Origin of the sequence: Runella salmonicolor (genome assembly GCF_024158025.1) — a bacterium.
In the GTDB taxonomy this organism is placed as follows: Bacteria; Bacteroidota; Bacteroidia; order Cytophagales; family Spirosomataceae; genus Runella; species Runella salmonicolor.
Window position 1 is genome coordinate 47,770 of record NZ_JAMZEL010000021.1, and the last position, 12,318, is coordinate 60,087.

At 42.6% G+C, this 12,318-nt stretch carries 13 protein-coding genes; 8 read left to right on the forward strand and 5 right to left on the reverse strand.

Translation table 11 applies throughout. The features are described from left to right. Positions 1-27: 27 nt before the first annotated feature. Entirely contained in the window at positions 28-468 is a 441-nt protein-coding gene (locus tag NCI00_RS27950) for a pyridoxamine 5'-phosphate oxidase family protein (protein WP_253533093.1), read from the forward strand. Here the strand turns inward: NCI00_RS27950 and NCI00_RS27955 are convergent. After that, the gene (locus NCI00_RS27955) at positions 465-785 is read right to left on the reverse strand and encodes a YbbN family protein (protein ID WP_253533095.1); all 321 of its coding nucleotides are present in this window, start codon (positions 783-785) and stop codon (positions 465-467) included. The genes NCI00_RS27950 and NCI00_RS27955 overlap by 4 nt on opposite strands. A gap of 175 nt (positions 786-960) precedes the next feature. Between NCI00_RS27955 and NCI00_RS27960 the strand changes: the two genes are divergently transcribed. The 4 genes from NCI00_RS27960 (at position 961) to NCI00_RS27975 (ending at position 5,582) form a co-directional block, all read left to right on the forward strand. Next, on the forward strand, positions 961-2,553 hold the full coding sequence (locus tag NCI00_RS27960) for a sensor histidine kinase (RefSeq protein ID WP_253533097.1): 1,593 nt from the start codon (positions 961-963) through the stop codon (positions 2,551-2,553). Then, positions 2,531-3,592 carry a response regulator gene (locus tag NCI00_RS27965; protein ID WP_253533099.1) on the forward strand — a complete coding sequence of 354 codons (1,062 nt, stop codon included), beginning with the start codon at positions 2,531-2,533 and terminating at the stop codon, positions 3,590-3,592. Before NCI00_RS27960 ends, NCI00_RS27965 begins: the two co-directional genes overlap by 23 nt. Before the next feature lie 156 nt (positions 3,593-3,748). Further along, a complete protein-coding gene (locus tag NCI00_RS27970) occupies positions 3,749-4,513 on the forward strand; it encodes a LytR/AlgR family response regulator transcription factor (RefSeq protein ID WP_253533101.1) in 765 nt (254 codons plus the stop codon). Between the two features lie 19 nt (positions 4,514-4,532). Beyond that, positions 4,533-5,582, forward strand: a complete 1,050-nt coding sequence (locus NCI00_RS27975; RefSeq protein ID WP_253533103.1) for a sensor histidine kinase — start codon at positions 4,533-4,535, stop codon at positions 5,580-5,582. A gap of 127 nt (positions 5,583-5,709) precedes the next feature. On the opposite strand, the gene NCI00_RS27980 is transcribed toward NCI00_RS27975, so the two are convergent. Continuing rightward, on the reverse strand, positions 5,710-6,897 hold the full coding sequence (locus NCI00_RS27980; protein WP_253533105.1) for a tyrosine-type recombinase/integrase: 1,188 nt from the start codon (positions 6,895-6,897) through the stop codon (positions 5,710-5,712). A gap of 165 nt (positions 6,898-7,062) precedes the next feature. On the opposite strand from NCI00_RS27980, the gene NCI00_RS29615 reads away from it, so the two are divergent. From NCI00_RS29615 to NCI00_RS27990, 3 genes are all read left to right on the forward strand, one after another. Then, positions 7,063-7,227 carry a hypothetical protein gene (locus tag NCI00_RS29615; protein WP_374758873.1) on the forward strand — a complete coding sequence of 55 codons (165 nt, stop codon included), beginning with the start codon at positions 7,063-7,065 and terminating at the stop codon, positions 7,225-7,227. A gap of 216 nt (positions 7,228-7,443) precedes the next feature. Beyond that, the gene (locus NCI00_RS27985) at positions 7,444-8,301 is read left to right on the forward strand and encodes a sugar phosphate isomerase/epimerase family protein (RefSeq protein WP_253533107.1); all 858 of its coding nucleotides are present in this window, start codon (positions 7,444-7,446) and stop codon (positions 8,299-8,301) included. A gap of 62 nt (positions 8,302-8,363) precedes the next feature. Next, complete coding sequence (locus NCI00_RS27990; protein ID WP_114464396.1) at positions 8,364-9,707, forward strand: Gfo/Idh/MocA family protein; 1,344 nt, start codon at positions 8,364-8,366, stop codon at positions 9,705-9,707. 146 nt (positions 9,708-9,853) lie between these two features. Here the strand turns inward: NCI00_RS27990 and araD1 are convergent, their stop codons facing one another. From araD1 to NCI00_RS28005, 3 genes are all read right to left on the reverse strand, one after another. Further along, complete coding sequence (gene araD1 / locus NCI00_RS27995) at positions 9,854-10,810, reverse strand: AraD1 family protein (RefSeq protein WP_253533109.1); 957 nt, start codon at positions 10,808-10,810, stop codon at positions 9,854-9,856. A gap of 117 nt (positions 10,811-10,927) precedes the next feature. Then, on the reverse strand, positions 10,928-11,359 hold the full coding sequence (locus NCI00_RS28000; RefSeq protein ID WP_253533111.1) for an SRPBCC family protein: 432 nt from the start codon (positions 11,357-11,359) through the stop codon (positions 10,928-10,930). Positions 11,360-11,432: 73 nt separating this feature from the next. Next, positions 11,433-12,017 (reverse strand): Crp/Fnr family transcriptional regulator, encoded by a 585-nt coding sequence (locus NCI00_RS28005; RefSeq protein WP_253533113.1) that lies wholly within the window; start codon positions 12,015-12,017, stop codon positions 11,433-11,435. Positions 12,018-12,318: the final 301 nt, after the last annotated feature.

Here is a 12,318-nt window from a genome sequence, read left to right on the forward strand (position 1 = left end):
ACAACCTATTACTAAAAACCATTTACCATGCTGACTGAACTTTCAACGGAAATTATAGACCACATGCTGCACAATCAATATTTCGGGCGAATTGGGTGCTCGGCAGACAACAGAATATTGATTGAACCAGTCATGTTTTTTTACGATGGGCTTTACATTTACGGCATTACGCGGGCCGGAACCAAAATTGATATGGTAAGAAAAAACCCGAATGTAGCTTTCGAAATTGATGAAATGATCAGCCCTGGCGTTTGGCATAGCGTGTTGATTGAAGGAGAATTTGAAGAATTACATGATGAACTGCGCGACTCCGCCCTTTATTTGCTCAAAAACCGAAAAGTGCCCGTGTTTGCCAATGAAAAACCCGGAACTTTAAATCAAACATCAACAGAAACCGAAAAAACGGTGCATCCTATCGTGTACCGAATTCATATCAAATCAAAAGCAGGCCGTAGTCTCAAGCTCTAGTCGGTCAACTGATTTTTTACCGCTTTGATAATTGTCGGGGCATCCGTCATGCCGATTTGACGCCAAACTTCAACGCCCCGCTGCACTAGTACAAAGGTGGGAGTTTTGAAGATGTCAAAACTCTTAACAATTCCAGGATACGTCATTTCATCAATTTTGAAGACATGAACACTAGTGCCCAGCAGATTTTGTAGCAAATCGGCTAAGGAGTTTAGCGAAGCAATTAAGGTATTTTCTCCCGGTGCTGAAGGCATAAAAATAAGTAAATCAGCGGACTGCGAGGGAATCTGAATCGGATGCGAAACCGTGAACTCCATGCCTGCTTATTTTTAAAATAAAAACGAATCATTAACTTGGGCAAAGGTAATGATTTCTCGCCCCTCGAAATTGATTTTGGTCAACTCTGCCCCTGTGTTTTACCCGCGCCCTCTTCGTTAAAATATCGTTTTTAGCTAGAAATTTCTGAAAAATACCATTTGAAAACCAAGGAATATGCTTTTTAATGACTTATCGAATTTACTCTTTGAACAGGAAAATGATTTCTTAGGAATTTATGATTTACAACGATTTCATTTTCTACGGATTAATCATTCTGGGATAAGATTAATGGGCTTTTCGGGTAATCAAAAATTTTCAGATTTCAAGGACCCTTGGTTTCGTGCAGCGCATGATGAAGATACAGAGATTGCTACAAAAATAGCAAAGCTCATGGAATCGGAGCATCATTATGAAGAAGTTGAAGTAAAGTGCCTTTCGGGGCAAGTGTTTCGGGGAGGTATTACAATTACCCTTATCCGAGGTACAAACAACGCCTTGGTTCGAATTGTCAATCTGAATCGATTGTATGAAGCTGAACTTGCCCTTTTGCAATCCATCCGTCAATATGAAACCATTGTTTCGAATGCGACCATCGGAATCATCGTTTGTAATGAAAATGGACAGATTATTTCGGCCAATAAAATGGCGGAAAAACTGTTCCACTATTCGGAGGATGAATTTACGACAATGGATATTGAACAATTGATACCCTCCGACCGCATCGATGTACACCGGCAACACCGCAAAAATTTTAACGTCAACCCCCAAACGCGGGAGATGGGAAACGGGTATGACCTGAGAGCCGTTTCTAAAGAGGGCGTTGACTTCCCCGTTGAGGTAAGTCTTAGTTACTTTCGCCTGAATGATGAGCTGTATGCCATCGCTTTTATCAACAACATTATCTTTAAGAAAGAAGCCAAGCTGCAACTGAAGGCCCAACATGAACTGATTAATCAGCTTAATGTTGAGCTGGAACAAAAGGTGGCCAATCGAACCCACGCCCTCATAAACACGCTCCGACAACTTGAAAAATCTAAAGAAGAACTCGCAAAAGCCTTGGACAGGGAACGTGAGTTGGGTGCTTTAAAATCGCGTTTTGTTTCATTGGCTTCCCATGAGTTCAGAACACCACTTACGGCGATTTTAACCTCCACCACATTGGTTGAAAAGTACGTCGACGGAGCTAATCAGGATAAAATCCACAAACATCTGGTGCGTATTCGTGCATCGGTAAATCACCTCAACGAAATCCTAGAAGAGTTTTTGTCGTTGGGCAGGTTAGAAGAAGGAAAAGTAGAAATTCATACCGACCGCGTGAATTTGCCCCAACTGGTGGATGAAATTCTGGAGGTGATGCAAGGGATATTGAAGCCAGGACAGACGATTGAGTCTCATTTTTCTCCTACCGATATCATCATTATTGATGCTACGCTGTTGCGTAATATCATTCTGAATCTTCTGACAAATGCCGCAAAATACTCTGATTCTGAATCGATTATCACAGTGGGGGGAGCTTGTAAAGACGGTCTGCTGACACTTACCGTGCAGGACAGCGGTATTGGCATTTCGGAAGAAGACCAAAAACATTTATTTGAACGTTTCTTCAGAGCCAAAAACGCCGCTAATATTTCTGGCACTGGGCTGGGGCTGCATATTGTAGGGCAATATGTCAATCTTTTGGGTGGAGATATAAAGCTGGCGAGTGTCTTGAATCAAGGAACTACCGTTACCATAACTTTACCCTATGAAAACAATTTTATTGATTGAAGACAACGAAATCATTCGTGAAAACACCGCCGATATTCTTGAATTGGCTGGTTATGAGGTTCATGTGGCCGAGAATGGAAAAGTTGGGGTTGAGAAAGCCCTTGCCGTTAAGCCCGATTTGGTGATTTGTGATATTATGATGCCTGTATTGGATGGGTACGGAGTGTTGCAAATTTTAAACAAAAATCCTGAACTGGCGGGAACTCCTTTTATCTTTTTGACGGCCAAAACTGAGCGCACTGATTTGCGTAAAGGCATGGATTTAGGGGCAGATGATTATTTGATGAAACCCTTTGACGAAAGTGATTTGCTGCGGTCTATTGAGGTTCGATTGAACCGGATTTCTCATCTCAAACCGCCAGCTAATCCCGTACCCGTTCCCCTGGTGCAGGAGGATAATCTGAACCGTTTTTTACAGGAAACTTATCATGAAGGCAAATTTCAAAGCTTCACAACCGACAGAAAGCCGCACGTTATCCCCAAAAAGCAATACGTTTATTTGGAGGGCGATGAGCCCATTCGATTGTTTTATCTCAAATCAGGGCAAGTAAAAACTGTTCGTACCAATGGTGACGGCAAAGAGTTTATTACGGGGCTTTATCATCCTGGCGATTTCTTTGGGTATCTTTCCTTATTTATGCACACCGATTACACCGATTCGGCCGTGACCATTGTAGACTCAGAATTAATCTATATTCCTAAAGCTGATTTCTTAAAAGTGATTTCTGATGATTTGGAGGTAAGCCTAAAATTTATCAAGTTGATGTCTAGCCGCGTAAGTGACCACGAAAAAAAACTGCTCGGGATGGCTTACAATTCTTTGCGCCGCCGCGTAGCCGATACGTTGCTGCTTTTACAGGCTCAACAGCCCGAAAAAGCAATTCAGCTTTCTCGTGAAAACTTGGCTGCGATGATTGGTACGACGTCAGAATCGCTGATTCGAACGCTCAGTGAATTCAAGCATGATGGTTTTATCGAAGTCACCCCTCAGGGTTTTCGGGTGGTGCAGCCAGATAAACTGCGCATCAACGTTCGGTAACGTATTTTAAGCCTCTACTGACCCTCAAGTATTACACGTCCATCAATTCAAGTGAGTTTTCATTTATTTTACTGGCATTTTTTAACACTTCAATCATTCCTCTCTTTACTGTTGCGGTAATTTTGTGTCATTTTACATTCTCAAATGAACAAATCCATGAACGTGCTTATCGTTGAAGATGAACCCTTAGCAGTACAAAAATTATCAAAATTGCTGCTTGAAATTGCTCCTGAACTCAGAATTTCTGGTATAACTGACGGTATTGAAAGCACCGTTGAATGGCTGCAAGCCAACCCAAATCCTGATTTGATTTTAATGGACATTGAACTGTGCGATGGGCAAAGTTTTGAGATTTTCAACCAAATGGAGGTAAAAAGCCCGGTTATTTTTACCACATCTTACGATGAATATGCCATTCAGGCTTTTCGGGTAAACAGCGTCGATTATCTGCTTAAACCCATAAAGAAAGAGGAACTCGAAAGGGCGTTGCGAAAATATGAGCAGATAAACAGTGCTCAGACGCAAACGATTGATATTTCTAAACTGGTTTCGGAGTTGCAGCGTCATAACCAACTCCGTGAGTATCGTTCCCGGTTTTTGGTAAAACTCGGACAACGGCTGATTCCAGTTGAAATCACGGATATTTCTTATTTTTACACTGAAGAAGGGATTACTTTTTTAATGACCCGCGACCGGGTTAAGCATTTGATTGACTACACCCTTGATGAACTCGAACAACAACTTGACCCTAAATACTATTTCAGAATCAATCGTCAGTATATTCTGGGAATAAAATCGGTGGTTCAAATTCATAATTACTTTAATGGAAAACTTAAACTGGACCTAAAACCTTCCGTCGAGAAAGAAGTAACGGTAAGCCGTGAACGTGTGGGCGATTTTAAAGAATGGATGGGCAAATAGGGGCATCGACTGGAAATTGATGAAAAAACTCAACGATAAATGGACCCGTTTGGCGGGTGTTCCGTTCATTGCTCTTTTTGGGCAGTGGGTCATGTACGGTTACACCAATGTGCCTTACGCAGACGACTGGAAAATCCCTTTTTTCTTTGTTTTGGGGGCGGTTTTTGTGTGGGAAGTAAACCGCATCGGGATTATTTATTCCCGCCGTAAATTCCCAGAACTCATTCATACCCGCCAACGAATTTTGTATCAAGCCGTTTGGTTTACCATTGGCTCTTTTGCGGTTCGGGTGGTACAAACGTATTTTTATCAACTGTTTGCCGTGTGGGACTATGTAGATTATACCCATTTTAAGCCCTATTTTTTCAATGCTTTGGTGTCATTAGTCGGCACCATTCAGATTGCTACGGTTTTTGAGGGTTTTTATTTGTATCGTTTATGGCGGGTTTCCTACAAAGAAGCACAGGAATTAAAAAAGGCTAATTTACAGAGCCAACTTGATTCGTTGAAGGCCCAGATTAACCCACATTTTTTGTTTAACAGTTTAAATTCTATTTCGTCTCTGGTGCATTCAAGTCCAGAAAAAGCCAGTGACTTTATTGACGAACTTTCGTCGGTTTATCGCTATTTACTGCGCGAAAACAATCGTGAATTGTGTGCTTTGGAGGAAGAAATCGCGTTTATAAAAGCGTATTTTAACCTTCTCAAAACCCGCCACGGAAAGGGGATTGAACTTAGTATTGATATTCCAAAACAGTATTCGTATTTTCTTATTCCACCCTTGACACTTCAATTATTGTTTGAAAATGCCGTAAAACATAACATTGTTTCCGCTTCCAAACCGCTGCATATTCGGATTTATGCGGCTGATAATACTTTGTGTGTTGAGAATAACCTTCAAAAAAAGCGTCTGGCCGTGGCTTCAAACAAAATTGGCCTTAATAATATAATGGCGAAGTATCAACTTCTGAATCAGCCCGCTGTTTCGGTGTTTCAGGAGGAAACCAAGTTTCAGGTAATACTTCCGCTTATTGAACCAAATTTTGCGTATGAACTTGTTCATCGTTGATTCGTTGTGATTTATTTTTTTGATTTTATAACGTTTTTATTTCGTTTTAATATTAAAAAACATCAATCAACTGTTTCCTATCTTATTGAAAGAATAAAACGCTTTGTGACTTTGCGTGAGCACCCATCTAGTCAGGCATTTTGTTTAGGTACTCTTTCTCCGTTTGTTTTTTTATATAAAACTGAGTGGTTTCAAACAGCTCATGCCGTAAATGTCGCTGAACGTGAATCGGTTCAACCCCTTTTGCAATCAACAATTGCCCCACCGTATGACGCAAACTATGAGCCGAAATTTTTGGTCTTTTCAGTCCCAGAGCTTTCAAGTATTTATCGACCCGATAGCGAATTTGTGCAGTTTTTAAATCTGGAAAAAGCGGGGTGTTTTTGGTGGCTTGATTGCCTATATATATACTATACAGGCGCAACGCCTCCGCACACGTTTCAAAAAGTTTAATGACTTTTTTGGTATGTTTTCCTTTTCCTAATACCCACAATTGACCGCGCTCCAAATCAACATCTCCTACCTGCAACCTACATACCTCGACCGTGCGGAGGCCTTCGATACCCAACAACGCAACAATGGCACGGTCGGTGGGGTTTTCGATGGAAGCAAGCAAGTCTGCCCGCTCGGTTTCGTTCAAACTTTCCTTGTAGAAACCCCGCTCAATTCTTAGTCCACGGATACCCGAAATTTCGTGCAAGTCTTCCAATTGTTCTGCCGACAGCCCCAACCGAGAGCGATTTTTGATGACCCAAACCGTCAATTGTTTAATCACCGATAAATAAAAATTGATGGTAAAAGCCGATAAGTTTTTGGTCCGCAGAAAGTTAACGTATTGCCCAACGGTGCGACTGGAAAAAGAGGCGGGCCGACCAGACATGGTTTCTGTTTCGATGTATTCAAAAAAAGCGTTTAGGGCTTTGGTATAGTTTTCCCGACTTTGGTCGCCGCGCAAATGGGTGGCATCGTTGAGATAACCCAGAATCAGTTCGTTGGCGGCGGGCGAAATTTTGCTCGTGGTGGGTGGGTCCAAGACAACTTGCGGCTGGCCTTGTTCGACGTAAAACTTCAAAAACTTACGAACGGGCGAAACCAGATTCCCTTTTTTTCCAACAGCGTAGAAATTAAGACTGACGACATCCATGCCAAAGTGATTGTGTAGGCAATACTCAACATAAGCGCGGGCAATGCGCGGGTAGTTGTTGGGCTTTTTTAAAGAAGCCTCAAAATAATTAATCAATTGACTGACAGTTAACACCACTGTACCCACTGACGGCGCTATCTCTTGCCTTGGCGAAATCTGTTGAAGCTTCATGGGTTTGATTTAATCATTTTAAAGATATATATATTTTCAACGTTATACAAATGATGTTTTGCGTTAATTGTTGAAAATTAGCCATTTTTATCAAACCATTTCAACAGCAGATAGATTTGTAGAGTTACGGCTACCCTGAAAATCAAATTCCACGATTTTTAGCAAATCACCCGTAGCCATTCGGCTTTCCTACCCATGAGGGATAAAACACTATTTGAAAAAATTATTTTTGAATTATTAGAAAAAAAATTCCCAACGCACAAACCTATTCGATTATTGGGGGTATCCATTCATACTCTGCAAGTTACGCATCACGCAGATAGTCAATAGCTTACGTGAACCTTTTAACGAAAACGTTTGCGTAAGCAACGCTCTCTCACCCTTTCAACCTCTAATAGAAAATGCCAGTAAGTAGAGAAAAACAAGCCCCTTCTTTAAAAAAATAAGGAGTTGCTCAAACGGCATATCCCCAAAAGCACACTTTAGCATTGATTAAAGAACCCAAAAAACCATCAACCGTGCGCAGGCACATAACACTCCACTTTCATGACCAACCGTAGATCATTCCTTAAAAATGCCGTGGGGACCATCGCATTGGCGAGCCCAGGAGCGGCTTCCTTTGGCGCATCTCAAACCAACGCTCAGGCCAACGAAGACCTGTTTAAATTGGGAATTGCCGGCTACAGTTTCGTGCATTTCAAGCTGGACCAAGCCCTCGAAATGATGAAAAAAGTGGACGTACACTACCTGTGTATCAAAGACTTTCATTTGCCTTTTAATAGTTCCGCCGAGCAGATTACGGCTTTTCACGAAACCCTAAAAAAATCTGGAGTGACGGGCTACGCCGTGGGGCCCATTTACATGAAAACAACGCAAGAAATCGACAATGGCTTCGATTATGCGCGGCGTGTGGGGGTAAAACTCATCGTTGGGGTTCCCAATGAAGACCTTTTGCCTTACATTGACAAAAAAGTGAAAGAGTATGACATGCGTTATGCGATTCACATTCACGGCCCAGACATTAAACTTTGGCCCAATGCCTCGTCGGTGATTGATGCCGTTAAAAATCTTGATCCGCGCATCGGCCTTTGTTTTGACATGGGCCACGACATGCGCTTTGGAGATGACCCCATTGCCGATTTGGAAAAATACAACAAACGGATTTTTGATATTCACCTTAAAAACGTAACCGCTGCTTCAAAAGACGGGAAAACCTGCGAATTAGGCCGTGGGGTAATTGATGTTCCTGCGTTTGTGGCCATGCTTCGTAAGGTAAAATACGACGGCTGTTGCAGTCTGGAATACGAAAAAGACATGAAAGACCCATTGGCGGGCATTGCCGAGTCGGTAGGGTACTTCAAAGGGGTTTGTGAGGCCTCCAAAAAAGGCAAACGCAAAGTGTAGACATAATCATCGGGTTCAAATAATCTATATTGCTAACAGACAAGCATTTAACCAAATTTAAAATGGAAAATTCGAGAAGAGAATTTATAAAGAAAGCCGCACTCAGCACCGCTGGCTTAACCTTTGGCGGGTTGGCAAACGGAATGTCGGCCAAAAGTTACGCCAAAATCATCGGGGCCAACGACCGCATCAACCTTGCCATTTTGGGCTTGGGTCGACGTTTAGGGGCTTATTATGAGCCTATTGGCCTCAAAAGCAGCAACGTAGAGTTGATTTATTTGTGCGATGTCATGAAAAAACAGCGCGAATCAGCGGCCCAAAAGTTTTCAAAGCACATTACTTATGCGCCAAAATTAGAAAATGATTTCCGCAAAATATACGCTGATAAACAAGTAGATGCCATCATAAACGCAACTCCCGACCACTGGCACGCACCCGGTACGTGGATGGCCGTGCAGGCGGGGAAGCACGTATATGTCGAAAAACCTTGTAGCCATAATCCTCGTGAAGGTGAAATTTTGGCAGAATGCCAGAAAAAATACGGTAAAGTGATTCAAATGGGCAATCAGCAACGTTCGTCGTTGGAGTCGATTGACATCATTAACCAAATCCATAATGGTGCCATCGGAACCGCCTACAAAGCCGTAGCTTTCTACGCCGCTTCACGCGGGGAAGTTCCAGTTCCAAAAAAATCCCCCGTTCCCGATGGTTTGGATTGGGAGTTGTTTCAGGGCCCAGCTCCCCGCAGAGAATACACGCACGACACTTGGGATTATAACTGGCACTGGTACGGATGGGATTACGGTACTGCCGAAAGCGGCAACAACGCCACCCATGAGTTGGACGTGGCGCGTTGGGCTTTGCAGGTAGAATTTCCAGAATTTGTCATGGTGGAGGCCGCCAAACGCTCTTTCTTGGACGATGGTTGGACCATGTACGATACCATGGATGCCATGTTTCGCTTTCCTGGAAATAAAGTAATCAAATGGGATGGGAAAAGCCGCAACGGTCACAAAACCTACGGCAGCGACCGGGGAACGGTTATTTATGGAAGTAACGGAAGCGTGTACGTTGACCGCGACGGCTATAAATTATTTAGTCGCGACGGCAAAGTAATCAAAGATAGCAAGTCAACTGGCTCAGAAGCAGGCACGGCCTTGGGCGGTGGCGGCGACATGACCACGCGCCACGTGGTCAATTTCTTTGACGCTGTACGGGGTAAGGCAAAACAAGCCTCACCCATCGACGAGGGAGCTAAAAGCACCTTGCTTTGTCACTTAGCCAACATTGCATATCGTACCAACAAATCTTTTGAAGTTGACCCTCAAAACGGCCATATCCGCGACCGCGACGCCATGAAACTCTGGGGACGTGAGTACGAAAAAGGCTGGGAACCAAAGATTTAAGGCAATTAAGGCCATTATTCAACGCGTCAAATCAAAGAAATTATTCTTTGGTTTGACGCGTTTGTTGTTTCAGATTGAAAATCAGGGATGGGTGTATTTTTTCAGTAATTCATTTTACTGAGCTTATTGAGTAAAATAAATTCTTATTATTTTTCGATAATCAATCGGTTGCGTAAAGGCTTTCCAAAACCTTCCGCCGTGATTTCAAAAATATCGCCTTCTTGGGTTTCGATGGCGTCAGCAAAGCTTAACACCGACGTTCCAAAAAAGTGAACATGCACATCTCCAGGCTGCCTAAACAATTTGTGTTTAAAATGATGGTGCTCCAAATTGGCCAAATTATGGCTCATGTGTGCCTCGCCCGTCAAAAATTCTTTTTCCCAAAACACTTTATCATCACGAATAATACGACTGGTTCCAGTGACCGATTCGGGAAGGTTGCCTAACAACAACTCTGGCCCGTAGGAGCAATTTCTCAGTTTGGAATGAGCCAAATAAAGGTAGTTGATACGCTCCATTTTGTGGTCTGAAAACTCATTTCCCACCGCAAAACCGATACGCTGCGGAGTACCTTGCGCATCCACAATGTACAAACCCACCATTTCGGGCTCTTCGCCACCGTCCATTCCAAACGCTGGCGACGTTAACTCCTCGCCTGGATTAACCGCCATCAGACCATTTCCCTTGAAAAACCATTCGGGTTGAGAGGCTGGAATACCCGCTTGCATTTTCCCGTTTTCTACTCCCATCTTAAATATTTTCATCGAATCGGTAAGCTCGGTCACGTGGGTTTTATCGTGCATCGCGTTGCGGGAAGCGGCACTACCTAAGTGCGTCAACCCCGTGCCAGAAATCCACGTATGATAAGGGTCTGGATGGGTCAACGGCGGCAAAAGTTTATTTGTCTTTACTAAAGTTTCATAATCAACATACTGTTTTCCAGCCAATTCTGTTGCTCTCTCTTCCAGGCTTAGATTGTTTTTAACAGCATCATGAAACAAATCGTAGACGGAATATATGTCCGACAAAACTTGAATTTTGTCCTCTCCGACAATGCCAACACGGGGTTGGTTATCCGAATTTATAAACTGAATTAGTCGCATTGCAATAGTAGGCTTTAAAAGGTTCGTTATCGTTTATTTACATAATAATTATTAACCCAAAAATTACTCATTGCGCCAAAATTCTCCCCATTTGGTAGGGTATTTACCACGAAAAGACTATTTTTCACATTCTTTTTTCAGCATTTCTAGCCAAAACTGCATATCTTTTTCAAGGTCTTTGTTCATTTTGTTCTTAAATAACAATACTAGCCAACCTTCCATGCTTTCTTCAACGTTTACCAACGTTCCGCCATTTTGGGCGGATAAAAACCAGTTATGAATGGCCGAACCGCCAAAGGTGGCCCCACTCCATCCAAAGCTTTTATTGATTTCAACGGTGTGCAGTACCGATTTTATTTTTGCCCCGTTTACTTTCCAATCAAACCCTACGCCTACGCTTGGAGTTTGGGATACACGCGCTTGGGTAATTCTGTTGTTCCAGTTTACCCAATGATTGATGTCGATCAATATGGCCCATACTTTTTCGGGCGCGGCATAAATCATGATTTGTTTTGCTTGTTTGACGGGCGCATTTGGGTTGATTTTCATTGTCTTACTTATTTTTTGCGTTGATTGATGATACAAAGGTCGCGCCCATTCCTATCATCTCTCTTGACAAAAATCAAGAAGTGCGTTTGGCCAATTTATTTCTGATTCGGCTGAAAGTTTCGGGGGTCATGCCGAGCATCGAAGCCAAATACTGCAACGGTACCAAGTTGAACAACTCCCGATGATGGGTAAAAAACAATTCGTAACGCTCTTCGCTCGTCAAAGACAGGTGCGTCACGATGCGTTGCTCCAGAATCGTAAAGCAACGGGCAATAAACAGCTTCTCCAATTCGGTCCATTGCGGTATTTTTTGGCCGATTTGGGCGTAATCTTTCTGGTGAATGACCAATAATTCACAGTCTGACAGGGCTTGGAGATTCCAACGGGCGGGAGAATGAAACAAAAAAGCGGCAATATCTACGACAAAATAACCTGAGGTCGAAATCCATTTGGTCACTTCTCGACCTTGCTCTTCGATGAGGTATTCGCGCATGATGCCCGATTGCACAAACCCCATTTTATCGCATTTTGCCCCTTCTTTCAGAAAATATTCCCCCTTCCCTAAAGTCATTGGCTGAAAATAGGAGACGATTTCCGTCACCGTTTCGGGCGGAATTCCAAAATAAGACTGGATGTATTTTTCAAATGCGCTTTCCATTTTTGTGGTCATTATATGCGGCTATTTTCCGCCAGATAAGTTATTGTTTTTTGCAAAAACATCCTCTTTTCAAGCCTTAATTCAGCATTGAATTTTGATTGATGGTTGAATAAAGAAAACCCCAGTTCACTCCCAAAAAACAGGCGGTTCACTCCTAAAAATGGTTGATTCAGTCCGTAAAAAAAAACGATTTGACTACTACGAGACTTTTCTAGGCAGTAAATCAACCATTTTTCAAACGTTAAATATCATCCAATCATGAAAACTACCCTCAAAAGTAACACCCTCAAAATCTATCTTG